At 39.5% G+C, this 26,126-nt stretch carries 21 protein-coding genes; 6 read left to right on the top strand and 15 right to left on the bottom strand.

Translation table 11 applies throughout. The features are described from left to right. Positions 1–14: 14 nt before the first annotated feature. The 3 genes from nirB to BTR25_RS09505 all read right to left on the bottom strand — a co-directional run bounded on the left by nirB (position 15) and on the right by BTR25_RS09505 (position 6,174). A complete protein-coding gene (gene nirB, locus BTR25_RS09515) occupies positions 15–2,426 on the bottom strand; it encodes a nitrite reductase large subunit NirB (RefSeq protein ID WP_075687834.1) in 2,412 nt (803 codons plus the stop codon). Positions 2,427–2,643: 217 nt separating this feature from the next. Beyond that, positions 2,644–4,623, bottom strand: coding sequence for an acetoacetate--CoA ligase (locus tag BTR25_RS09510; protein WP_217696964.1), 1,980 nt, complete (start codon positions 4,621–4,623; stop codon positions 2,644–2,646). 180 nt (positions 4,624–4,803) lie between these two features. Then, positions 4,804–6,174, bottom strand: a complete 1,371-nt coding sequence (locus BTR25_RS09505) for an MATE family efflux transporter (RefSeq protein WP_075687832.1) — start codon at positions 6,172–6,174, stop codon at positions 4,804–4,806. Positions 6,175–6,368: 194 nt separating this feature from the next. On the opposite strand from BTR25_RS09505, the gene BTR25_RS09500 reads away from it, so the two are divergent. Next, positions 6,369–7,583 carry an MFS transporter gene (locus tag BTR25_RS09500; RefSeq protein ID WP_075687831.1) on the top strand — a complete coding sequence of 405 codons (1,215 nt, stop codon included), beginning with the start codon at positions 6,369–6,371 and terminating at the stop codon, positions 7,581–7,583. A gap of 69 nt (positions 7,584–7,652) precedes the next feature. Next, on the top strand, positions 7,653–7,844 hold the full coding sequence (locus BTR25_RS09495; RefSeq protein WP_075687830.1) for a hypothetical protein: 192 nt from the start codon (positions 7,653–7,655) through the stop codon (positions 7,842–7,844). 35 nt (positions 7,845–7,879) lie between these two features. On the opposite strand, the gene BTR25_RS09490 is transcribed toward BTR25_RS09495, so the two are convergent. From BTR25_RS09490 to BTR25_RS09475, 4 genes are all read right to left on the bottom strand, one after another. Further along, positions 7,880–8,059, bottom strand: coding sequence for a hypothetical protein (locus tag BTR25_RS09490; RefSeq protein WP_075687829.1), 180 nt, complete (start codon positions 8,057–8,059; stop codon positions 7,880–7,882). Between the two features lie 69 nt (positions 8,060–8,128). Next, a complete protein-coding gene (locus BTR25_RS09485) occupies positions 8,129–8,947 on the bottom strand; it encodes a histidinol-phosphatase (protein ID WP_075687828.1) in 819 nt (272 codons plus the stop codon). A gap of 53 nt (positions 8,948–9,000) precedes the next feature. Further along, positions 9,001–9,525, bottom strand: a complete 525-nt coding sequence (locus tag BTR25_RS09480) for a CBO0543 family protein (RefSeq protein WP_075687827.1) — start codon at positions 9,523–9,525, stop codon at positions 9,001–9,003. A 161-nt stretch (positions 9,526–9,686) separates the two neighbouring features. Next, positions 9,687–9,929, bottom strand: coding sequence for a glutaredoxin family protein (locus BTR25_RS09475; RefSeq protein ID WP_075687826.1), 243 nt, complete (start codon positions 9,927–9,929; stop codon positions 9,687–9,689). Positions 9,930–10,240: 311 nt separating this feature from the next. On the opposite strand from BTR25_RS09475, the gene BTR25_RS09470 reads away from it, so the two are divergent. Beyond that, positions 10,241–11,482 carry a dicarboxylate/amino acid:cation symporter gene (locus BTR25_RS09470; RefSeq protein ID WP_075687825.1) on the top strand — a complete coding sequence of 414 codons (1,242 nt, stop codon included), beginning with the start codon at positions 10,241–10,243 and terminating at the stop codon, positions 11,480–11,482. A 143-nt stretch (positions 11,483–11,625) separates the two neighbouring features. Here the strand turns inward: BTR25_RS09470 and BTR25_RS09465 are convergent, their stop codons facing one another. The 8 genes from BTR25_RS09465 to BTR25_RS09430 all read right to left on the bottom strand — a co-directional run bounded on the left by BTR25_RS09465 (position 11,626) and on the right by BTR25_RS09430 (position 24,103). Further along, positions 11,626–12,396 (bottom strand): TatD family hydrolase, encoded by a 771-nt coding sequence (locus tag BTR25_RS09465; RefSeq protein ID WP_368482980.1) that lies wholly within the window; start codon positions 12,394–12,396, stop codon positions 11,626–11,628. A gap of 19 nt (positions 12,397–12,415) precedes the next feature. Continuing rightward, the gene (locus BTR25_RS09460; RefSeq protein ID WP_075687823.1) at positions 12,416–13,201 is read right to left on the bottom strand and encodes an alpha/beta fold hydrolase; all 786 of its coding nucleotides are present in this window, start codon (positions 13,199–13,201) and stop codon (positions 12,416–12,418) included. A gap of 223 nt (positions 13,202–13,424) precedes the next feature. Continuing rightward, a complete protein-coding gene (locus BTR25_RS09455) occupies positions 13,425–14,027 on the bottom strand; it encodes a sortase (protein ID WP_075687822.1) in 603 nt (200 codons plus the stop codon). 117 nt (positions 14,028–14,144) lie between these two features. Continuing rightward, positions 14,145–18,083, bottom strand: a complete 3,939-nt coding sequence (locus BTR25_RS09450; RefSeq protein WP_075687821.1) for an Ig-like domain-containing protein — start codon at positions 18,081–18,083, stop codon at positions 14,145–14,147. A 375-nt stretch (positions 18,084–18,458) separates the two neighbouring features. Beyond that, complete coding sequence (locus tag BTR25_RS09445; protein ID WP_075687820.1) at positions 18,459–19,475, bottom strand: agmatinase family protein; 1,017 nt, start codon at positions 19,473–19,475, stop codon at positions 18,459–18,461. Further along, positions 19,438–20,745, bottom strand: a complete 1,308-nt coding sequence (gene hutI / locus BTR25_RS09440; protein WP_075687819.1) for an imidazolonepropionase — start codon at positions 20,743–20,745, stop codon at positions 19,438–19,440. The genes BTR25_RS09445 and hutI overlap by 38 nt, the downstream gene beginning before the upstream one ends. A gap of 11 nt (positions 20,746–20,756) precedes the next feature. Next, positions 20,757–22,430 carry a urocanate hydratase gene (hutU, locus tag BTR25_RS09435; protein WP_075687818.1) on the bottom strand — a complete coding sequence of 558 codons (1,674 nt, stop codon included), beginning with the start codon at positions 22,428–22,430 and terminating at the stop codon, positions 20,757–20,759. 197 nt (positions 22,431–22,627) lie between these two features. Beyond that, positions 22,628–24,103: a helix-turn-helix domain-containing protein gene (locus BTR25_RS09430; protein ID WP_075687817.1), complete on the bottom strand. Its 1,476-nt coding sequence runs from the start codon at positions 24,101–24,103 to the stop codon at positions 22,628–22,630. A gap of 357 nt (positions 24,104–24,460) precedes the next feature. On the opposite strand from BTR25_RS09430, the gene BTR25_RS09425 reads away from it, so the two are divergent. From BTR25_RS09425 to BTR25_RS09415, 3 genes are all read left to right on the top strand, one after another. Next, positions 24,461–24,880, top strand: coding sequence for a VWA-like domain-containing protein (locus BTR25_RS09425; RefSeq protein ID WP_368482977.1), 420 nt, complete (start codon positions 24,461–24,463; stop codon positions 24,878–24,880). Positions 24,881–25,114: 234 nt separating this feature from the next. Further along, positions 25,115–25,357, top strand: a complete 243-nt coding sequence (locus BTR25_RS09420) for a hypothetical protein (RefSeq protein ID WP_075687815.1) — start codon at positions 25,115–25,117, stop codon at positions 25,355–25,357. After that, positions 25,288–26,106 (top strand): metallophosphoesterase family protein, encoded by an 819-nt coding sequence (locus BTR25_RS09415; RefSeq protein WP_083652309.1) that lies wholly within the window; start codon positions 25,288–25,290, stop codon positions 26,104–26,106. The genes BTR25_RS09420 and BTR25_RS09415 overlap by 70 nt, the downstream gene beginning before the upstream one ends. Positions 26,107–26,126 lie beyond the last annotated feature (20 nt).

Genomic DNA, 26,126 nt, shown 5'->3' with positions numbered 1-26,126 from the left:
TTCAATCACCCTCTCTATTTAGTTTCTACTGGCACCTTTACCGTTTCATAGAGATCACGCAATAAAGTTTTATTTTCAATTGCTTCTCTCCATGGATCCTGAACGATCGATAGAGCCTCATCTATTCGTAGGTTCAATGTCTTTACTGTCAATTCCTCGGATAGTACCTCTCTTACATGCTCTATCCCTAAACGCTCAACCCATGCTGAGGTTCTTTCTAAGTAGTTGGCTGTTTCACGATAATACTGCAAAAATGCTCCCGTCATTTCTACCAATTCATCACCAGATTTAAACTTAAATAATAAATCTGCTTCTCTCAGGTGGGTACCGCCATTTCCACCGACATACATCTCCCAGGCACCCTCAACTCCAACAATCCCCACATCCTTAATCCCGCTTTCTGCACAGTTTCGCGGACAAGCAGAAACAGCCATTTTCACTTTATGAGGAGTATTTAAACCTTCAAATTTCTTTTCAAGAAGGATCCCCATACCAATTGAGTCCTGTGTCCCAAAGCGGCAATAATTCTCACCAACACAGGTCTTTACTGTACGCAATCCTTTTGCATACGCAGAACCTGATGGCATATCAAGCTCAGCCCAAATTTTTGGTAAATCCTCCTTCATAACGCCTAGTAAATCAATGCGCTGTCCGCCCGTTACCTTGATCGTGCCGACTTTGTATTTATCCGCAACATCGGCAATTTTCCGTAAATCGTTTGATGTCGTCACTCCTCCATACATCCTTGGAACAACAGAGTAGGTGCCATCCTTTTGGATATTGGCATGCATTCGCTCATTCACATATCTAGCTTCTTTTTCATCTTGATACTGTAAAGGATTCACCATACCTAAATAGTAATTTAATGCTGGCTTACACTTTGAGCACCCATCCGTTTCCCAGCCGAGAACATTCATGACTTCACGGATATGAGTCAAACCTTTTCCACGAATTTCTTGAACGATTTCATCCCTCGATAAAGTTGTACAACCGCAAATAGCTTCTTTTTGTTCTATATTGTATTGGTCTCCTAGTGTACACTGCAAAAGCTCAGAAACTAGCGATTTACATCCTCCACAGGAACGAGATGCATTCGTACAGCCCTTTACTTGGTCAACCGTCGTTAATCCCTTGGTTTGAATCGCTTCTACGATCGCACCTTTGGTCACTCCATTACATCCGCATATTAGTTCGTCATCCGACATAGTCATTACCGTGCTGAGACCTGATTGGTCGTCTTGTGCTGCTTCCAAGTATTCTGCAATGTTGGCGCGTTTTTTTATTAAACTGAATAAACGATTGCCATCCTTCGTATCCCCAAACAATACTGCACCCGCAATTTTACCGTCTTCAATCAGAACCTTTTTATAGGTCCCCCTCCACTCATCATATAGTTTGTATGTCTTAGTCGTTTCATCTTCATTGATCTTACCAGCAGAGAACACATCAACACCCGAAACCTTAAGTTGTGTTGAAAGCACAGAACCTTGATAACCGGAGGCGTCCTCTATCCCGCAAATACGCTTCGCTAACACTTGACCTTGCTGGTATAACGGAGCTACCAGCCCATAGGCAATACCACGATGTTCAGCACACTCCCCAACAGCAAAAATATTAGGTATTTCCGTTTCTAAGTAGTCATTGACAATAATTCCTCGGTTTACCGGTACTCCAGCTTCTTGCGCTAAGGCAATATTCGGTTTTATTCCGACAGCCATTACGACTAAATCCGCTTTGATGTTGCTTCCATCTTTAAATCTAATTCCTGTCACACGCTTCTTCCCTAAGATTTCTGCAGTGTTTTTTTGTAAAAGAAAATTCATACCCTGTTCTTCTAATTCTTTTTGCAGAAGCTTCCCCGCAGTACGGTCTAATTGGCGTTCCATTAAGTAATCGTAAATATGAATAACATCTACTTCCATTCCAAGATTCAACAACCCTCTGGCTGCTTCTAGCCCTAATAACCCTCCGCCAATGACAGCTGCTTTTTTATATTTTTTCGAGTATGCGATCATTTCTTCACAGTCTTTAATATTTCGAAACGCCGTAACGCCGACTTTGTCTGCCCCTGGCAACGGGAGCATAAAAGGATTTGAACCAGTGGCGATAATTAATTTGTCATAGGTTTCTTCTCTTGCTTTATCGGTAACAACTCGTTTGTTTTTTATGTCAATTGAGGTAACGGACTCTCCTGGATAAAAGCGGATTTTATTCACCTCGTACCAAATCCATTCATTCAGAGTGATATCTTGAACGGATGTCCCTCCCTGCAACACAGTCGATAACTGAATCCGATTATAGTTTGGATATGGTTCACTGCCGAAAATCGTAATCTCAAAACCATTAGGGTTTATTTTCAATACTTCTTCAATTGCTCTGATCCCTGCCATCCCATTTCCAACCAGCACAAGCTTTTGTCTTGTCATCTCGTTTCACCCTCCATACTCTATTTGAATTATCTGAATTATTTATAACATTATGACAGTTTTATTAACATCAGTTTGTAAGGTTATCTAACAGATTTTCTCACCGCTTAAACTTATAAAGTGTAGTCTAAACACAACCGTATCAGGAATGGTAACGGATACATTTTCCTTTAAAAATCACACGAAAAAAAGACTCCATCTTGGAGTCTTTCATACTTCAGATTTCCATATTGCCTCTAAACTCCACAAAAAATTGGAGTGATTGAGGGTTTAATAATGAACCAGTGTTTACCGCACTCTCGACAGGCGCACCCATTAAGATTTTCTTGATCGGTACCTCTAATTTTTTCCCGTTAAGTGTTTTCGGGAGTTCTCTTACCGAAAAAATCCCATTTGGTACATGCCTAGGTGAACAGCCTTGGCGAATTGCCCTGTTTATTTGTGTTTTAATATCATCTGACAACTCTTCTTTTAAAACAACAAACAATGGCATATAGGATTTTTCACCTGTAATAGGAACGTCAACTACTAAGCTATCTATCACTTCTGGTATGCTTTCTAGTGCACTATAAATTTCACTAGTGCCCATCCGTACGCCCCCGCGATTAATGGTCGCATCCGACCGTCCATAGATAACCCCACTGCCTCTTGAGGTAATTTTAATAAAATCACCATGTCGCCATATACCAGGATATACATCAAAATAACTATCCTGATATCGTTCTCCAGTTTCATCATTCCAAAAATAAACCGGCATTGATGGCATAGGTTCTGTTATAACGAGTTCACCAATGTCGTCAATTAATTCCTCCCCTTGATCATTAAACGCCCTGACTGCTGCCCCCAGCGCACAGCACTGCAATTCACCGGCGTAAACTGGAAGTAAGGGAGTGCCTCCAACGAATGCTGTACATAGGTCCGTTCCCCCGCTAGTCGAAAATAACCAGATATCCTCCCTAACCTCTTCATATACCCAATCGAAACCGCTTACAGGAAGTGGCGAACCAGTTGATCCCATACTTTTTAAAGAGGATAGATCAAACTTTTCCCTAGGCTTCACACCCTCCTTCATGCAAGAAGTTATGAAACTCGCACTTGTACCAAACACTGTCATTTTTGTTAATTCTGCAAATTCCCATAACCTACCATAATTCGGGTACCCGGGATTACCGTCAAATAACAGAATGGTGGATCCTGCAAGTAAACCGCTCACTACCACATTCCACATCATCCAGCCGGTTGTCGTATACCAAAAAAAACGGTCGTCTTGTGTTAAATTGTTTTGCAATCCACCCATTTTTAAATGCTCCAGCAAAATGCCGCCCTGGCTTTGAACGATGGCTTTTGGCTTTCCCGTCGTTCCAGAGGAATATAAAATCCATAAAGGATGGGCAAAAGGAACTGCCTCAAAGGTTAATGCTGATCCTTCATATTTTAATTGGAGCTCATTCCAAAGTACTGCCTCATTCAATTTGGATACCGCTGGTGTTTCACATAAATAAGGTATGATTACCGTTTGCTTTAATGTTGGTAATTCGGCCTGGATTTGTTTCACCAGATCAATTCTGTCATAATCCTTACCACCATAGCGATAGCCATCCACTGCAAACAGAACTTTTGGTTCAATTTGTTTGAAGCGGTCGATCACACTCATAATACCAAATTCCGGAGCACAACTTGACCAGATGGCTCCAATACTGGCACAAGCTAAAAATGCTGTTACCGTTTCATGAATATTAGAGGCATAAGCAGCAACACGATCTCCTGGTTTAACCCCTACAGACTTTAAGTATTCAGCAATCGCAGCTGTATTCTTCTGAAGCTCTGACCAGGTTAATTCTCCTTGCGAACGGATTTCAGTTTCATAGATAATAGCTGGTTTTTCAGGTACAGTCTGCCGAAAAATATGTTCTGCATAGTTTAGAGTAGCACCTGGAAACCACTGAGCCCCTGGCATTTTTCTTTCAGGAAGTACATCCTCATAAGGTGTCTTTGCTTGGACTTCATAAAAATGCCAAATGGCTGACCAAAATCCTTCAATATTCATTGTCGACCAATTCCATAAATCTTGATAGGATTGGAAAGAAACTCCCCTTGTTTCCTCCAGCCAATTCATGAATTTTTTCATATTAGAATGCTCAATTAATTGTTGAGTCGGCTCCCACAACAGCTTCCCTTCAACCACTTCCATCTCCATACCCCCATATTTTAATATCCCTTTTTATCCATATACGTGCTTTGAACGATAAATTCCTTCTTATTTCCGTAAAAGAATAAAGGATTCTCTTTAAAATTTTTAAATAGTGGAAGTACGCTCGCCTAAAACTGAAAAGGGTGACAGGCGCCAATTTAATGGTGCCTGTCACCCTTTTGAAAGCTAAACCGCATTTTCCAGTTTAAGAGGAACAAATTTCTTCTTTTGAATGTAAATCAAACGGGCAGAAAGAGCAATGCCCGCCGCTGTGAGACCGATGGTGAGTCCAATCCAGTAGCCTCTTGCCCCTAGACTGGTGTAGTGAGCCAGTAAATAACCTGATGGTAGACAGATTAGCCAGTAAGCAATTAAGGTCATAATGAAAGCATAATTCACATCTTTATAGCCTCGTAATGCCGCCATTGCTGTTACTTGGATGCTGTCAGAGATTTGGAAGAACAGTGCAAAGATCAAGAAGTGAGCCGTTAAACTGACGACTGCTGCCTCATTGGAGTAAAATCCTGCCACTTGATATCGGAAGATTACCACCAACACTCCCGTTACAATCGCAATTATTATTGCAAGATATATTCCTAACCAACTATAAACTTTAGCATCTTTATACCTTTTAGCCCCTACTTCGTATCCAACAAGGACTGTTTGTGCCATTGATATACTAATCGGAATCATATATAGGAATGATACGATGTTCAAAGCTGATTGGTAAGCCGCTATCGTTGTTACATTGAACTTACTTAATAGGATGGTCACTACTGCAAACATACTCGTTTCAAAAAAAGTGGAAAGTCCCATAGGAACCCCAATTTTAAGAATTTCCGTACACTTTGCCATTGAGAATTCTGTTAAGTCAGTAAACACAGGATAACTCGAAAATGGATTTTGCTTCTTCACGATATATACAGACATCGCAGCAATCAACCAATACGTAATGGATGTAGCATAGCCCGCTCCTGCCCCGCCAAGCTCTGGAAAACCCCAATGACCAAAAATCAAGACATAGTTCAAAAAGAAATTAACCGGGAGTGACAATATTAAGATGTACATAACGATCCGCGTTTTTCCTAGTGCATAAATAAAGGAACGGAGCACATTAAATAGAAATAGCGGCAGTATCCCATAGCTTAATCCGACTAGATATTCTAAAGCGGTATGATGAACTGCTATCGGGAGATTCATAGCCTGTAAGATTGGCACTAAAAAGAAAGCACCAAGTACTATCACCAAAACACCAATCATCACTGAAAGATAAATACCATGTTTCACAACTGATGCCACTTCGCCACTTTTCTTTTCACCAATACGCTGTGCTGCAATCGGTGAAACCGCTAGAAGAATCCCACTGATTCCAGTAAAGATTGGGCTCCAGATGGAGGAACCGATTGCTACGCCTGCAAGGTCGGCAGAATTATACTTACCAGTCATAATCGTGTTAAAGAACACCATCGAAAACATTCCCAGCTGCGTAATGAGAATGGGGATCAACAACACAAAAATTTGCTTCGTCTTTTCCTTTAATGTAAAGGTCTGATTCATATAAAAGCTCCCTGAATTTCTCTATTATTTTGTAAGCCGAAACTTATTATACTCCATTTTCTTTTCAATTGTACTCAGAACTTTCAATACAGAATTACTTTTTTTGGCTTTTTTCTAAAAAAGTATTTTTGAAAGATATCACTGGTTGTATAATGGTAAAGTTGAAAATTTAATCATAAATCTGGTGACCTTACATGCGGACATATAATGAAAAAATTAGTATTTATCATGGTATGGTATCAACCATTGCCTTAAATATGGCAGGGAACTTTTATCCAATTTTCGCCATCGCCATCCTAGGAGCCAACAATTATCAAGTCGGGCTAATTAGTTCCCTCCCTCCTTTAGTTGCACTTTTAATGACAATCCCTGCTGCTATGATGTTAAATCGGTTGGAAACACAAAAGAAAATGGTGGCACTATCCGTTTTATGGGCAAGACTATTATTTATCGTGTTAGTTGGTGTGATTTATCTTTCGACACCATACCAAGCCTGGGCCTTTTTAATCATCATTGCCCTGATGAATGTCCCTGCAACAGTAGCCAACATTGGCTGGCAAACATTAATTAGCGGAATGATTAAAGAGGAACGCAGAGGGAGTTTCTTTAGTGACCGGAACAGGCTGCTGACTGTTATCGGCATGGTTTCAACATTAATGATTGGTATTATCATGAGAAATCAAACCCATAATTCAACCGCTTATCAGTTACTGTTCTTCATTGCTTTAGTATTTGGTTTATTAGAAGTCTTCTTTTTATTGAAGCATAAAGAAAAAGCGCCAGAACCTTCGAAGCAGAAAAACACTTTTATGGATTGGTCTATTTTTAAAGACCATGGTTATAAATGGTTTCTAATTGCCGCTTTATGCTTTAATTTCACTTGGCAAATGTCATGGGGAATATTTAATATTTACAATGTAAGGATTGCAGAAGCGACGATTTTGTGGATTAGTTTATTTTCAGTTGCGAACCAACTTGTGCAATTTTTTACTTTTCCACTCTGGAAAAAATGGGCAGAACGCAAATCAAACACCTTAATGCTGGTTTGGGCAGCACTCGGAATGGCCCTTGTCCCATTTCTAACGGTACTATCTAAAAATCTTGTCTATTTAACGTTTATTCAAGCCTTATCTGGATTTTTCATTTCAGGCATTGTCCTGCTTCTATTCAACTTATTACTAGAAAAATCACCAGAAGCTACGAGAACCTATTGCATCACTTCCTATAATGTTCTCCTATCTTTTGTTGCCTTTTTGGCACCTCAGATTGGTATTTGGTTACTAGAAGTATTTGGCATCCAACGTGCAATGGAATTTAATTCTGTACTAAGGATTTTCAGTGCTCTTGTATTTTTACTGATGTATTCTCGTTCAACTAAATATCAAAAAGCAACTCTAGCAAACAACTAGAAAAATCTAACAAGAAATGGAATTTAACTTCCTAACTACCTATAATATAGTAATGTAGGAGGTGCTGTGATGAAAACAGAAGAGCCGGTTACTAGAACATTACCTAATTCTAATAATAATAAGAATTCCGTAAATGTTAATAACCATTTCAACTTAACCATTAATCTCGGAGATTCCCTTAATCTGTTAGCTCTAATTGCAGGTATTTATGTGATTAGAAAATTAACAGTAAAACCCAAAGCTAAAAAAACAAAAATGTAATGGACTTAGCCATTACATTTTTTTGTTATATGTTATTATATGTTATTCTCATTGTCACCATAAAGGATATTATCTGCCTTTTCAACAGCATACTCGCCAGCATGAGTTTCGATTTCTTGTAGCATGGCATTGGTTACAGCCTCAATCTCTGCCTGCTTATAACCCAGATTTTTCATTGCTAATGTAGTAAAGGCAATTGCTTGTCCTGTATCCATTTTACCCCTCCCTTTGTAAGCTTTTTTGTAGTATTAGCAAAGTCAGGATTTTTATGCCAGCATTTGATGTTACAGTGCAACCAGTATTCTCTTTTTCTCTTTAAAATAAACCCATTCCTTGAAACCAATTTTTTTAAGATTTCTCTGTACCATTTCAAAATCATCGCCGACTCTTTCTGGATCATGGGCATCAGATCCAAAGGTAACTTTCACCCCATAAAAGTGTGCCAGTTCTAATATATCCTCTGACGGGTACCAGCCGCCCACATCCTTCGTTTTACCAGAGGTATTGATCTCAATAGCCATATCATGTTCGCCAATAATCTTTAAAGTATTCTTGACCGCCTCTGTTTCAATTCTTGAAAAGGCAGGATAATATCCCTTCATCGCATCAATATGTCCAAGAATTTCAAACAATCCACTGCGAGCTGATTGTTCGATTAAAGAATAATAAGTTTCCTTTGTTATTGCTTTTTGTCTAGAACTTAATCCTTCCCAACGGTTTCTCTTAAAAATACTGATTCCATCCACATGATGGACCGAGCCAATAATATAGTCAAATGGATACTGCTCAAAATATGGTCGGTATTTCTCAACATGGTCCGGAAAGAAATCTGCCTCAATACCAAGAAGAACTTCAATTTTCCCAGCAAATAGTTCTTTTAGCTCGAGTACTTCTTTCACATATTCAGGAAATTCACTCTTAGCCATTGTGATCCGTGGATGAGGATGGTCTTCTTCGCTAGAAAAGTATGGAGTGTGATCAGAGATTCCAATCACTTGCAGTCCATTTTCAACAGCGGCTTCAATGTAATCACGAATGGCTCCCCTTGCATGTCCACAGCGCTCATGATGGGTATGTAAATCAAATTTAACATGTTCCGACATCTTTTCACCTCAAATTATGGTTTGCATTTCTTTTTATGTGTTTATAATTTATCCTATCGGTCAGGTATCGGCACATGGACCGGTATATCAAATAACCAAACCCAAAAAATAGTCATCGGTAAACTAATCATTAAGGTTAGCAAGGGTTTTTTATAGTGAAGACGTAAAAATGGAAACATGATGCAATCAAAAAATGCAGACCAGCCTAATCCCCAGCCATATTTGTAAATGATATTTCCTTTAAAAATTAAGATGATCTCCACTACCACATATAGCCCAATCCAAAATGCGTAATGTCGCAGGATTCTCCACTTCCCTTGATTCTCTGGATAACGTGATAGAAACATTAAAGAAGTAAGTGGAAAAGTAATAAACGTATAGGACATTTCCAATAAAGAATGATTAAACCATTTAATATCAGGAGATAATTGCCATAACCAATGGGACGCGCAAAGGAAATTATAAGTTAAGTTTCCAATTGCAATATATTGCATAGTCGAATAAAACTGTTTCCAATTCAGATAATCCCCGCGATACCACACCGCCACAATACTCACAAAAGCCAAAATAAGATGCATACAGCCATTCCCTCAATTTTTTCCTTATTTTGCACTAAAGTAACGAAAAATAAGCATTAATTCAGAGGGCAAAATTTAGCTGAAAAAAATTAGGTGACAGGCACCACTCGTGGACAAAGGTATAAAAATGTACGCCCCAGGTGGACACATTACGCACTATGTCAAATTTTTTCACGGGTAAGCTGTATTAACTCTTTCAATTCGTTGGTAAATCCCTTTACTGCGCGGTTACCTAAGACTGTTACGGGAACACCCAGAAACCCAAACTTCTCTACTTCCTTTTGATAGTCTGGGTTAATAGAAATATCCCTTATTTCAAATGAAATCTGTTCCTGTGTTAGCACTTGTTTCACCATTGTGCATTCTATGCAATCATTCGTCGTATATACCATTACTTTTGTCATTATTTCCACCTCCGATATGTAACTGTCTTTATCTAGTACACTCAACCTTTTCAACTTCAAAAGCAAGAATATGATCATTTACATCTTACCATTTCGAGTGATAACTAAAAAACACTAACCATACTGTCCACCCCAGGCGTACAAAAGACACATTTTGTATTTCTGTGGTGCCTGTCACCATAAATGTCACCATAAAATTTCAACATAAAAATAAAAAGTAACAACTTGTTAATTCGACATAAATTGGTATTGTTATATTTTGATTGAGTCATTATAATAAGTTGTAATACTATTATTAAGGGAGGTTACCTATGTCTTTAACGAAGAAGATTTTTGTTGGGATGGGTTTAGGTATTGTCTTTGGTTTGATTTTAAATTTGGCACTTCCTAATCTGTTTGGTCCTGTCAATAGCTATTTTTTAGTACCTTTAGGGAAATTATTTGTTAATTTAATTAAAATGCTTGTTGTCCCAATTGTTGTGGTTTCACTGATTTTAGGAACAGCTGGAATTAGTGATCCAAAGAAGCTTGGTCGTATGGGTTTGAAAACAATTACTTTTTTCTTGGCTACAACTGTTATTGCTCTTGTACTTTCAATTGGTGCAGGACTTTTAGTTAAACCTGGTGAGGGTGACTTCAAATTAGACGGTGCTACTTTTGAAGGCGCTGAAGCCCCGCCTGTTATTGATACACTATTGAACATTATCCCTGCCAATCCACTAGGTTCTATGGCAAATGGGGAAATGCTTCAAGTAATTGCTTTTGCTATGATTTTAGGTTTTGGAATTTCTCGTGTAGGACAAAAAGCGGAAGGTATTCTAAAGCTTGTTGAGCAGCTAAATGACGTTTTAATGTATCTAGTGACAGCAATTATGAAGTTTGCTCCATATGGCGCCTTCGCATTAATTGCAACGGCGATTGGTGGTCAAGGTCTAGGGGCCATTGCCGCAATGGGTAAGTATATGTTTGTGGTATTATTCGTTTTATTACTCCAATTAGTCATCACATATGGTTCGGCAGTGTCCTTCTTAGGAAAAATGAACCCTATCGCTTTCTTTAAAGGATTCTCTCCGGCAGTTATTGTTGCCTTTAGTACTTCGAGCAGTGCAGCCACCCTTCCTGTTTCGATGAGAGCAGCTCAAAACAACCTGAACATTTCAAAAAGTGTCAGCAGTTTCGTCCAGCCCCTAGGTGCAACCATCAATATGGATGGAACTGCTATCATGCAAGGGGTCGCAACTATTTTCATTGCTCAAGTATATGGAATTGATTTAAGTTTTGGTCAAATGCTAACGGTGATTTTAACCGCTACACTCGCTAGTATTGGTACTGCAGGTGTACCTGGTGTTGGATTAATCATGCTATCGATGGTGTTGACTTCTGTTGGACTTCCAGTCGAGGCTATTGCATTAGTCCTAGGTGTCGACCGCCTACTGGATATGTGCAGAACTGCAGTTAACATTACCGGAGACGCAGCTTGTGCCCTCTATGTATCACGTTCAGAGGGTGAAGGAGACCCTGACGTTAAAGTATCAAATGGGGTCCAGGCATAGAAATAAAACAATCGTTAAAAGAGCTAATCCAAATGGGTTAGCTCTTTTTTTGTGACAGCATTTTTTGACATACAAACTAATTAAATGTCTGTTCCTGCACTTTCCCAAGAAATAGGATGGACATTTCCCCTCAGTATAGATTTTTACTGATTTAGCCTATAAAACGTGATTGTATTTTCCAATAATTTGCTCGAGACTTCCTCAAACGAAATATTTTTAATGTGTGCAATCATCTCAATAGAATCTGTCATCATAATGGGATTTGTCACTTTACCAGAAAACTTTCCTTCAAAAGGCCATGGACCGTCTGTTTCAACCATCATTAATTCTAAGGGATATGCTTGAACGAGATTTTGTGTTTTTTCTTCGTACGTCACATCAGGAGTAATAGAAATATAATATTTATTATCTATCATTCTATTAATTGTTTTTCGGTCGCCCTTAAACCAATGAAAATGAGCGCTTTGTATAGAGTACTTTTCTAAGAGATCACATGCAACTTCAGCATCTTCATGAACAGCATGCAGAATAATCGGTTTTCCCCATTTACATGCCTTTTGTACAAATCTCTCTAGCAGTGCAATATATATTTCATATTCACTCATAGTGATTTTTTCTTTTTTTCTTAAATAATAGGGCAGTCCCACCTCACCAATTGCAATCATGTCCTGTAAATGAAGATTCATCCATGCAAAAAGTTCACTTTCCTCACTCTCCGTGGGTAAAGACTGCTCTGGATGATACCCAAAAGCAGAAAACACATTTGGAAAGTCTCTTGATAACACTAGATTTCTTTTACAGGACTCCAGGTTGTTCGATACAGAAATCAACCCTTGAAGCATGGGTGTATCCTTTGTCACCTCTTCAATAAATTCATCTTGATATTGATCTAAGTGAATATGTGCATCTATCATTTTTCCCAAAACACATCCCCTATGTTTGAGTTTGTTTACTGTTTACCTGGACAAAATGTGTAATTAATTGATTTAATTCATCTGAAGCTTTTGTAGGAAGCTGGTGTTTTTCTTTTATTAAATACTTCAATTTACTATTAGGCAAATTCTGATGTAAAAGCTTAGCATACCGATGAAATAATTTATCCTTTGAGCCATAAAGTAACAGGTTTGGCAGGTGAATATTTTTCAGCTGATTCGTACAGTTATATTGTAAACTGTATTCGTAATATTGCCCAATATTTTGGGTATCCCCTTTTATTGCCTCATCATATAAAAGGTTAAATGTCTCTTTCGTTTGGGAATTTCCCCATGCGATTGCCCTCGCAAGCAGCTTAACCGAACTTAGGGATGTTAGTTTTCTAGCTAAGGATATTTTCTGTCTAAGATACAAGTCACTTGCTTCAGACATACCACTTATGATAATTCCACCATAGCTCCTCTCAGCATGTCTAAGCATAAATTCAAGTGCAATGGAACCTCCTGTTGAATAGCCGCATATAAATGCTTTTTTTATCTTAAGATGGTCTAATAATTGGATGATGTCCTCCGCAATCAGCGAATAAGATAACGGCTTTTCTGATCGGTGACTTCGGCCATGGCCCCTTATATCAAAGGTTATGACTTGATTAGTATGAGATAGTTGTTTCTCTTGGTAATGAAAATTTGCACTTGTAAGCAAAGGGGGATGAATAAATACAATCGGGACTCCTTCACCCTTTATTGAATAATACATTGAAATACCACCAACATCCAACATTGGCATACCTTTCATCACCTCTATTTGTTTTGTTATCATAAATCTTCTTGATAATGCAAAAATTCTTTAGTAGTATACACATCCAGCTATATTACATACCACTTTATAGAAAATCAGAGCTCAATAAAAAAACTTCGTATTCCAGTTACGAAGTCCAAAACATTTATAAAACAGTAAACTGTCCGCCTGAGGTGGACAAATGGCCGAAAATGTCTTTTTGTGGTGCCTGTCACCCTATTTGTTTTGCATAGTAAATTACTCGTAGTTTGCCGTCATCTGTACATGTGATTAGGGTGGAGACGGGTGTGGTGGAGATGTCCTGTTTTAGGGGTGATAGGTCTGTATCTTTAACAATGTCTATCTCATATATGATGTATTCTTTGCTTATGCCTTTAGAGTCTATAACTCGAAAAGTGTCATTAAGGTCAAGTTGCTTAAGCTTTCCGAATAAGGAACCGTCCCTCATATTGTGACCTGCCAGCACCAGATTTCCTTGCTCATGGACTTCTGGACCCGTAACCTTCCCAACAGAAATATCTAATTGTTCTTTTTTTGCCCCATTCAGTATGACATAGGATAAATCAAGTTTGTCAATTTCTATTTTTCCAATTATACTAGGATCTGTTTTAGGAAGAGTTTCATTTCCTTCAGTGATCGATGTTATATTTTGAGCATTCAAATTAACCCGCTCAGTATTTAATATCATGCTCTGAAAAATTTGCTCTGCCTCTTCCCGTGCTTTCTCGTTCGACCGGTCCACATAAAATAAATATAGTCTTAAACCAACCAAAACAATTAAGAGGATTACAATAGATTTTTTTATTACCTTCATTTGACTACCACCTACGATAAAATAAAACTTCCTTCAGAGGGTGTATTACTCACCATTTATGGATAAAAAAATAGTCACCCCCAATAACAAGGGGTGATTATTTCTTATGATTATTTCCTATGACTCTCTTTGAGAATTCTTTTTTCTAAACTTTAATGAGAACAAGCTTGCAAGTAAAGCAAGGATACTATAATCCAATATCTTTTTATACGGCAATCCTTCGCCAGTTTTTGGCAATTTTTCAACAGACTCACTATTTGCTGGTTTAGTTGGATTGCTAGGTGTCGTATTTTCCACAGGTGGAGTAACTTCTCCAGGCTCAGTGACAACCGCTGCTCTAACTGTTACTGTTATTGTAAGTTCCACATCTCCACCCTTACCATCGGATACGGTAATCGTAAAGCTATCTTCTCCTACAAAACCTGTTGCTGGTGTATATGTCCATTTGCCTAAGGTATCAACAACTACTGTTCCATTGGCTGCCGGTGAAGATACCGTAAAGCTTAACTCATCTCCATCCGAATCGATTGCTTCAACAATCCCATTCACAGCAGTATTTTTCTCTGTTGTTACCGGGGCAACTTCATTTACTGAAGGTACGGTATTTGGCAGTTCAGAAACCGTTACTTTCACCGTTACACTAGCTTCTCCGCCTTTTCCATCAGAGACGGTAATCGTAAAGCTATCTGCTCCAACAAAGCCTGTTGCCGGTGAATACGTCCATTTTCCTAATGCATCAACAACCACAGTTCCATTAGAAGCAACCGCTGTTACATCGTAGGTTAATGTATCTCCATCAGCATCACTTGCTACAACACTTCCGCCTACTGAAGTATTTTTCACTGTCATCACTGGATCAACTTCATTAACCACTGGCATTGTATTCGGTGGTTCATTGACCGTTACTTTCACTGTTACACTTGCTTCTCCGCCCTTACCATCGGAAACGGTAATCGTAAAGCTATCTGCTCCAACAAAGCCTGTTGCCGGTGAATACGTCCATTTTCCTAATGCATCAACAACCACAGTTCCATTAGAAGCAGCCGTTGTTACAGAATAGTTTAACGTATCGCCATCTGCATCACTTGCTGCAACATTTCCAGTTACTTCTGTATTTTTCACTGTCGTCACTGGATCAACTTCATTAACCACTGGCATTGTATTTGGTGGTTCATTAACCCTTACTTTCACTGTTACACTTGCTTCTCCGCCTTTACCGTCAGAAACGGTAATCGTAAAGCTATCTACTCCAACAAAGCCTGCTGCCGGTGAATACGTCCATTTTCCTAATGCATCAACAACCACAGTTCCATTAGAAGCAGCCGTTGTTACAGCGTAGGTTAATGTATCTCCATCAGCATCACTTGCTTCAACACTTCCGCCTACTGAAGTATTTTTCACTGTCGTCACTGGATCAACTTCATTAACCACTGGCATTGTATTTGGTGGTTCATTAACGGTTACTTTCACTGTTACACTTGCTCCTCCGCCTTTACCGTCAGAAACGGTAATCGTAAAGCTATCTACTCCAACAAAGCCCGCTGCCGGTGAATACGTCCATTTTCCTAATGCATCAACAACCACAGTTCCATTAGAAGCAGCCGTTGTTACAACGTAGGTTAATGTATCTCCATCTGGATCACTTGCTTCAACACTTCCGCCTACTGAAGTATTTTTCACTGTCGTCACTGGATCAACTTCATTAACCACTGGCATTGTATTTGGTGGTTCATTAACCGTTACTTTCACTGTTACACTTGCCACTCCGCCTTTACCATCAAAAACGGTTATGACAAAGCTGTCGTCACCTACATAACCTTGAGTCGGGGTATAGGTCCACACTCCACCATCTAGTACCAATGCTGATCCATGAACGGGACTGGTTGTGACAGAGTAAATCAACAAATCATTATCAGCGTCTGTCGCTGTCACTTTCCCACCTACCGGCGTATTTTTCTCTGTTGTTACAGGATCAATTCCACTCACTACTGGTGCGTTATTCGGTGGCTCATTCACTGTTACATGAATAATTACACTTACGACTCCACCCTTTCCATCTGAAACGGTAATCGTAAAGTTATCAGCTCCAGTGAAACCAGTTACTGGTGTATAAGTCCATTTTCCTAATGCATCAACAACCACAATTCCATTAGAAGCAGCCGTTGTTACAGCGTAGGTTAATGTATCTCCATCTGCATCACTAGCTTCAACACTTCCGCCTACTGAAGTATTTTTCACTGTCGTCACTGGATCAACTTCATTAACCACTGGCATTGTATTTGGTGGTTCATTAACCGTTACTTTCACTGTTACACTTGCTCCTCCGCCTTTACCGTCAGAAACGGTAATCGTAAAGCTATCTACTCCAACAAAGCCCGCTGCCGGTGAATACGTCCATTTTCCTAATGCATCAACAACCACAGTTCCATTAGAAGCAGCCGTTGTTACAGCGTAGGTTAATGTATCTCCATCTGGATCACTTGCTTCAACACTTCCGCCTACTGAAGTATTTTTCACTGTCGTCACTGGATCAACTTCATTAACCACTGGCATTTTATTTGGTGGTTCATTAACCGTTACTTTCACTGTTACACTTGCCACTCCGCCTTTACCATCAAAAACGGTTATGACAAAGCTGTCGTCACCTACATAACCTTGAGTCGGGGTATAGGTCCACACTCCACCATCTAGTACCAATGCTGATCCATGAACCGGACTGGTTGTGACAGAGTAAATCAACAAATCATTATCAGCGTCTGTCGCTGTCACTTTCCCACCTACCGGCGTATTTTCCTCTGTTGTTACAGGATCAATTCCACTCACTACTGGTGCGTTATTTGGCGGCTCATTCACTGTTACATGAATAACTACACTTACGACTCCACCCTTTCCATCTGAAACGGTAATCGTAAAGTTATCAGCTCCAGTGAAACCAGTTACTGGTGTATAAGTCCATTTCCCTGTTGCATCAACAACCGCTGTTCCGTTAGATGCATTTCCAGTAACAGAGTAGCTTAAGGTATCTCCATCTGGATCACTTGCTTCAACATTTCCTAACACCTCTGTATTTCTTAAAGTTGAAACAGAACTAATTTCTTTCACTATCGGTTTCTGGTTAATAACCGGGGGGTGGGTAACAGTTACATCAATTGTTAATCTCGCTGTTCCACCATTGCCATCTAAAACAGCAATGGTGAACTTGTCACTGCCAACATAATTAGTAAATGGCGTATAGGTCCATGAACCATCGCCATTTACAACCACCGTACCATTCGCTTGTGCTGTTTCGATGTTATAAGACACTGTGTCACCATCAGAATCTGTAGCAGTAACACTTCCACTGACGGCTTCATTTTTATAGGTAGAAAATGCTGTTTCACCTGTAATTTCAGGAGCATTGTTTTGTTTGTTAACAATTGGACCCCAAGCTTCACCTATCGTTGACGGTGCTCCACCCATCACGTCTTTTCCATAAAAATTATTCTGATTTGCCGAAGCTGAAGTAGAATATAGCATTTGGAATGGTAAAGAAAGATTAATGTTTGTCATTGTATGTAAGACTTCGACAGGCACTTTCCAAGTGATAAAGTAATCATCATCTCCGCTAAATTTTGAGTTAGCAATACTAACTTCAGTATAATCTACAGCAGAACCGCTCCATAGTTTAACATCTGCGGCGTCCGCCCACCCTGAAGTCTTTGGATCATTTTTCCAAAGCTCTACGGTTTCAGTTTGCCCATTTACTGTAACCATGTAATCCCAATTATTTAGGTTGTTATCAGTATTGAACAGAACAGTCCATGCAAATTGGCCAAACCCCTTGTTACCAATAGGATTTTCATTTACCCTCATTTTAAAATAGGCAAACTGACTATCAATAGCGTAATAGACAGCGTGATTGATTACATCCCCGACAATATCAATCTTTTTTGGATTCTCATCACCTGCTGGGTCGATTGCATACGGGACCCAGTTTGTTTCTGCATGTATAACATGACTAGGAATCTGAGTTAAAACTAGTGAAGAAGCTAATAGATATTTTGCAATCTTACTCATAAAAATCCCCCTTTTTCAGTCCTACTATTCTATGTATCTGAAAACCACCAGCCACATCCTCCTTTTCTACTAGAATAATATTCACGAAATTTCTGTAAAAATTTTTCAATATAGGAAAATTGTCGGATTAAAACATTATATTTTTTTCATAATATCACAAATTCTAACAATTAAATAGGTAATTTATCAAATTATTGAAATTTATTAGGCTTTTTGCACTATCCGCAAAATACGACAACACTAGGTATAAATATCTACTAAAATACGACAATATCAGACATTTTCTTCTAAACAAACTAGGACATTATTGGAACTGGCCCATAGAAAAAAGCCTAATCCACTCAAAGGATAGGCTACCCGAAAATATTATTTGATTTACTTAGAAAAAATCGAACCTATTGTCCTTTGTTTAACCCCAGTAAGAAAATTCAAGAAAACATGTGTCCCAAGCTTCACGGTCGGCTGAACCAAGGTATCTTTCAAAGGATCAAGGCAAACAATATCCATCGCTTTGACTTTTGGATGCTGACCAGCAGCTAAAACCGCATCTAACAGTTCTTCTGTTGTCATCCCTCCTGGAGTTGAAGCCGGAACCCCTGGTGCATATGCGATATCCAAAACGTCCATATCTATCGTTAAGTAGATGCTGTCTACTCTTGAAGAAAGCTCTTCGAGACAATGTTTAACCATATCCTCGATACCTTTTTTTCTTGCTTGCCGCAGTGTGAAATAGTTGACCCCTTGTTCATCCGCATACTGTTTTAACTCCTTTGTATTAAAAAAACCATGTAAACCAATATTGTACATATTCTTCGCTTCAACTATTCCGCTTTCAATTAGATTTCGCATAGGGGTACCATTCGAAGGACCTTGGTCATTTAAATCTCTTAAATCAAAATGGGTATCAAATTGCAAGATTCCTATCTTTCCAGCCGGCTTTGCCTCCTGCATACCTTTCACCATCATCGCAGTAATGGAATGATCACCGCCAATGGCACAAACAACTGTATCAGGAAAATGCTCATGTATGGCTATAGAAGCCGCAGTAATATTCTGATGACATCTAGGGATATCTGTCACATACATCGGAACATCACCAGCATCTATCACCATCATATCAGCTAAATCAATCTCTTCATCAAGATTATAGGTGGTAAAGCCTCTCCACGCTCTGCGGAAACTTTCAGGAAATTCCGATGCCCCTGAAGCACTTATGGAGGAGCGGGATAGCGGTACACCGAGAATGACTGCCTTAGAATCTTTACAGATTTCAGCCTCTCTAACACCACTAAGAGGCTGAATCCATTCGTGCACTTTTGAAACTTCTCCAACTTCTTGACTGTTCCAAATAAAACTAGGAGGAATAACCTTTGGATATAGAAAGCTCTTCAATTAATTGACCTCCTCTTACAACCACCCTGCCATTTTTTACTACCGTATCTACATGATTCACACCATAGGCATATTGAAGCTTCATATAATTCTCAACTTTAAAAATAGTCACGTCACCTTTTTTCCCTACTTCTAAACTCCCAATCTCGTTACCGCGATTGATGGCATGTGCTGCGTTAATCGTCGCTGCAGTTATAACTTCTGCGGGTGTCATTCCCATTTTCAAACACCCCAGATTCATAATAAATGGAAGTGATATCGTAGGAGAAGAGCCTGGATTACAGTCCGTTGATAAAGCAACTGGAACTCCAAGGTCGACCATTTTACGGCCATTTGCACTCTCCGCCATTAAGAAGTAGGCTGTACCCGGAAGAAGTACTCCGACAACTCCCTTCTCTGCCATGGCCTTCAGCCCTTTCTCCGAAGCTCTCAATAAATGATCGGCAGAGATCGCCCCTATCTCCGCAGCAAGTTCCGCACCCTCATAAGGCTCAATTTCATCCGCATGAATTTTCGCGATTAATCCGTGGCGCTTCCCCGCTTCCAAAATCAATCTGGATTGTTCTGGTGAAAATACTCCATGCTCACAGAAGACATCATTAAATTCTGCTAATCCAAGCGCTGCCACCTTTGGAATCATGTCTTGTATCAATATTTCAACAAAGCGATCTGGATCCTCTTTATACTCCTTTGGAATCGCGTGCGCGCCCATAAAGGTCGACACTACATCGACTACGTGTTTTTTATTTAACTGCTTTGCTACTTCCAGTTGCTTGCATTCTGTAGCCCATTCCATTCCGTAGCCGCTCTTTGCTTCAACCGTTGTTACCCCATGAAGTAAAAATTGGTTCAACCGTCCAAAGCTTTCCTGAAAAAGCTCTTCATGGCCGGCGTTTTTTGTTCTTCTTGTGGTTGCATGGATTCCGCCGCCGCTATTCATAATTTCCATATAAGTGGCACCTTGCAATCGCATATTAAACTCATTTTCCCGGCTGCCTGCAAAAACGAGATGCGTATGTGGGTCGACTAAGCCTGGTGTTACCAGCTTTCCTGTTGCATCTACAATTTCAGCTTCCCCCAAGCGGGCTTGATATTTTCCTAAGAGCTCTTGATCCTTACCAACTGACTGAATGACTCCGTTCTCAATCCAAAGGCTGCCATTTTCAATCGTACCAAGATCTGACATACCTTCCTTTATACGAGGAGCCTCTGAACTACCCTGTAACGTAACAAGCTGAGAAGCATTTCTAATAAAAACTGCCTTCTTCATTCCCTCACCCCTTATTCTTTTGGAAGCATAGGCATTTTGATTCCCTTTTCTCTCGCTGTTTTAATCGCCAGATCATAGCCTGCATCTGCATGACGGACAACTCCCATTCCTGGGTCGGTTGTAAGCACTCTATTCAGACGTACTTCTGCTTCCTTCGTCCCATCCGCAACAATAACCATTCCAGCATGCTGACTGTATCCCATACCTACACCTCCACCGTGGTGTAGCGAAACCCAGCTTGCACCGCCAACAGCATTGATCAGTGCATTTAAAATCGGCCAATCAGATACTGCATCACTGCCATCCTTCATCGCCTCTGTTTCTCGATTAGGTGAAGCAACTGACCCAGCATCTAAGTGGTCACGGCCAATCACGATTGGAGCAGATACATCACCAGATGCAACCATATCGTTAATCACCTTTCCGAAACGGGCACGGTCACCATATCCAAGCCAACAAATACGCGCAGGAAGCCCTTGAAAACTAATCTTTTCCTGTGCCATCCTTACCCATTTACTTAAATGTTCATCATCTTTAAATTCACGTAGTAATGCTTCATCTATTTTTTGAATATCTTCTGGGTCTCCTGACAAAGCCGCCCAACGAAAAGGTCCTTTTCCTTCACAAAAGAGCGGGCGGATATAGGCTGGGACAAATCCAGGGAAATCAAAGGCATTGTCTACCCCCTCATCCTTAGCTACTTGTCGTATATTGTTGCCATAGTCAAAAGTAACCGCCCCTTTTTCCTGCATGTTGAGCATTGCCGTTACATGAACAGCCATGCTTTGCTTTGTAAGCTTCACATATCTTCCTGGGTCTTCCTTTCTTAACACCTCCGCAGCTTCTAAAGGGTGCCCAGAAGGAATATAACCATTAAGCGGGTCATGTGCAGAGGTTTGGTCGGTTAAGACGTCTGGGTTAAAGCCTTTTTCAATCATCTTTGGTAGAACTTCCGCCGCATTGCCGATTAACCCAATCGATAATGCTTTACCGGCATTCTTTGCTTCTTTTGCTAGTTTAAGTGCCTCTTCAAGGTTATGGGTTTTTACATCCAAGTAAGCGGTCTCAATTCGCCTGTCAGCCCGCTTCTCATCCACTTCAATCGCGATACAGACTCCCTCGTTCATCGTTACCGCTAAAGGCTGAGCACCGCCCATGCCACCTAGACCCGCTGTTAAGGTAATGGTATGTCTTAATGTTCCGCCAAAATGCTGTCTGGCAAGTTCAGCGAAGGTTTCATAGGTTCCTTGAACAATGCCTTGACTGCCAATATAAATCCAGCTTCCGGCTGTCATTTGTCCATACATCATTAATCCTTTTTGGTCCAGTTCATGGAAATGCTCCCAGTTCGCCCATGCCGGTACTAAGTTTGAATTTGCCAGCAGTACTCTTGGAGCATCTTTATGTGTCTTGAAAACGGCAACTGGTTTACCTGATTGGATTAATAATGTTTCATCATTCTCTAATTCTAATAAGGTTTTAACAATCGCATCGTAGGATTCCCAGTTGCGTGCTGCCTTACCAATCCCCCCGTAAACGACCAGTTCTTCAGGTTTTTCTGCGACATCCTGATTAAGATTGTTCATTAGCATTCTAAGTGCCGCCTCTTGAGTCCAGCCCTTTGCATGTAAATCTGTCCCACTATAGTTCGTAACCACTCTAGATTTTGCTCTATTTGTATCCATACACTCACTCCCTATAACATTATTTCTTTTATTATAAAAACAATGGTGTATGGAAAAATATGCGCAAATACTTAGATTATCTACACTATTCTGAAACATTTCAATTTCACTGGCCACTAAACTATACAATAAATAGATTTATAGCAATTATTTTAGATATTTAAAAAGCAGACTCACCAAAGTCTGCTTACCAATCATTAACGCTTTAGACGATATTCTTTTGGGGACAATCCAAAGTATCTCTTAAAGCTCCTGCTAAAATAATTTGCGTTGCGGAAACCAACCAGCATGGATATTTCCTTTATCGGCTTTCTCGTTTCTTTTAATAGTCGTTTGGCCTCTTTCATCCTAAATGCTGCCAAAATGTCCACGAAGTTTTTTCCTGTTTTATCCATTAAGAGATGACTATAGTATGCAGGGTTTCTATCGACATATTTAGCTACATCCTCCAGCCTGAAATCACTTTTTGAAAAATTAGCTTCAATAAAAGCAATTCCTCGTTCAACAGGGTTTTGTTTATAATCCACTAAACTAACCTCTACAGTTGAAAGAATTTCTTGGATAAAAAGGATCAAATTTTGCACCGAACGATAAAGAATTGAATCATATAAAATGGAATCGAATATATAGCGGTACTCACGCTCGCACTTCTGAACATCATTAAGGTTATAAGTCTTCATATACCTTCTAACCTGTGCCAAAATACTTGTTAACCTAATTCTTACTAATCCCGGATCTGGAAAAGGCTCTTGTAATTGTAAAAACTCCTTATACAGCCACTTCTTTATGCTTTCTAAATCAAAGGATGCAAGGAACTCAATCCACGCTCTTTGCTCTGGTGGAGTTAAAAATGGGTCGACACGCTTCCAATTTGGTGCAGTGTTAAATTCAACAATCTGCCGATAGCCTTGATAGTATGTAAAGGAAAGCATCTTTTTCGTTTCTATGTATAATTGATGCAAAGTTTTCCTTTCATACCTACCATTCACAACCGCTGCAAGTGGCTCAGAAAACATCTCTTCCCACTTTCTCATAGCCTTTTGGCATTGTTCCTTTATATCAGAACAACTCGGATAAAACACAAGTAATACTGTGTCATTCATTGGTAAAATATCAACATAGTCCATAAATGGAAAATCCAATAAGAATGTATGCAGAACTGGAATCGTTTCGACATTTTCTGTTGTAAAAGCAGCAAGTTTAAAATCTTCACAGAAAGTCGATTGTGGTAAAAAAATGTCCTCATACGAGATGGTTTTCTTAAGATTAAGCAAAGAATCTTTCTTACTATTGAATTTTCCCTCTGCCTGTCGGAAGGCTTTTTGATAGGCTTTCACAACATTTGTTGGTGAAAAAGGTTTAATCATTAAATCTATTGCTTGCATATCGATTGCTAAACGGGCTTTTTCAAAGGTCGCCTCGGCACTTGTTACAAGAAGAGCTGGTCGGTAAATCTTCATCAACTCACGAAAGCTTGACCATTCTGATAGCTGAATCATATCCAGTTCGATTAGGAGAACGTCTGGCGTCTTTTGTTCAAACAAAGTGACAAAGTCTTGGTAGTTCGAAGCTAGATCAATATCGGCAACTGGAATAGACGTCGACTTTAACAGCCATTTTAACCCTTCTCGTTCGTTTAAGTCCCTATCTGCAATCAGCCACTTCGCTTCCATCGTTCCACCCTATTCATCTTAATTTTCTTCTATGTTCACAGCTCGAACCCATTGATTACCTCTTCTCTGCCTCCTATTGGAACATGCTTATAGAATGAATTCGCCAAGGCTTGAGTTTTTCCTTTTTCCCGAGAAGATTTCCTACTCTTTAGGCACTCTTCCCTTTTACCTTGGGAATTCGTAGGTTGCTAAGAAAGGTTGTAAGCAAGAACACTACAGAAAAAGGGAGGGCCATTTTGCAATCTCACCCATCCATGCCAAGGTATTACCTCGCTCTGTGCAATTTTTAAGATTATATTAGTAACCCGGTTCTATGGTGAGCATAATAATCTTTGTGACTTTATCGAAGAGAGGGGAATGGTACCGTTGAAATGGCACAAAAATCTTCTAAAGATTGTTCAAGACCGACAAGAAAAAAAAATGGCCCTTGTTGTTGATACTTCAACAAATGAAACAAAGGTGGAATTAATTGCAAATATAGTGAAACTCTTTAGGGAGTTACGGCCAGATGTTCTTTTTGTCCAAGCAGATTTCAAGATCAGATCAGCCACTCCAATTACCGACAACACGGAAATTAAATATTTCACCCACGGAAAATCGTCTTATACCTTGGTACTCGAATGGGCTGAGGAAGAACAAGTTGAATCACTTTTCTACATCACGGACCTAACAGGATTTTTGCCTGATGAGATGACAGTTAATTATGAAGTATATTGGCTTGTACCAACTGCATTCGTTCCAAAGGCTCCGTTTGGAAAAGTCATGAAAATCGTATAACTACTATTATTTTTTGTCTTTGACATATTCCTAACACAATCGGGAACACTAAATGCCACTAAAACCTAATAACTATCTCTATAAACGGATCCTAACGTCTCAAATGAGGGTTTTTAATTTATTTTCACCTGACATTTTCATGACATATTCAATTGCTATCCTTTGATACAGGAACCAATCAGCCTGGGTTATTGGTAGGACAAGGTTTCAGTTTACTTCAAAGGAGTTCATGTAATGATCAAATGGATAAACCGAATAATTTCTGTAGTAGTTCTTTCTATATCAGGATTATCACTAGCACATAGTGAGTCAAATACTCAAGTACCCAAGCAAATACAGCCTGAACAAATGATTAGTAATGAAGAACCACAAGTGGCACAAACCATAGATAATCAACTGCTTTTACAATTTTATCTGATGTTCATATTGGAAGGGAGCAAGGTGATGTCCCTGAAGATGCTGATACCCGGTATATAAAAGCTTTGCTTGACTACCAGGAAATTGCCCCGCAAATGGATGCCTTTATTGTGGTTGGTGATATGACAGACCTTGGAAAGAAAACAGAATATGACCAATTCAATGCACTAACAAACCAATATATTGATTCCAATATCCAGAGATTATACACAATTGGAAACCATGAATTTTTTGAAAGCGGGTTACTATCGTTAGCATCCGGTAATTCTCTAACGTCACGCTTTATTGAAAAAACAAGCAGTCCTGACGTTTATTATGACAGTTGGATCAAAGACTACCATTTCATCGTTCTTGGTGGAGAATTATCTCCAAACAAATTAGCCGGTAGAAATGATAATGACGCCTATCTATCGGACGAGCAGTTACAATGGTTTAAGCAAGAGCTTGCAGAAGAGGCAGCAAGCACCAAACCAATTTTTGTTTTTCTTCACCAGCCTTTAAACAACACCATATCTGCTAGTGCGCATTGGGGAGCAGGAGAAGTATCATTACAGTTAAAAGAGATCCTTGAAGGGTACCCTCAGGTAATCCTTTTTTCTGGGCATACCCACTTCCCCCTCCAAGAAGAACAAAGTGTTGTAACCGATGGCTTTACCATGGTTAATACAGGTGCTGTTGCATATATCGAAGGACAACTTCACCTTTCCCAGGGGTTACTACTAAATGTTTACTCCGACCGAGTTGAAATTAAAGCACGAGAATTTTCTACAAAGGAATGGATCAAAACGATAAATATTCCAATCCAATAAAGCCAAAAAGAGGAGGCATC

Source organism: Bacillus sp. MRMR6 (assembly GCF_001940785.1).
Classification (GTDB): domain Bacteria; phylum Bacillota; class Bacilli; order Bacillales; family Cytobacillaceae; genus Neobacillus.
Note: the sequence above shows the minus strand (reverse complement) of the source record. Positions and strands in the feature narration are given on the sequence as shown.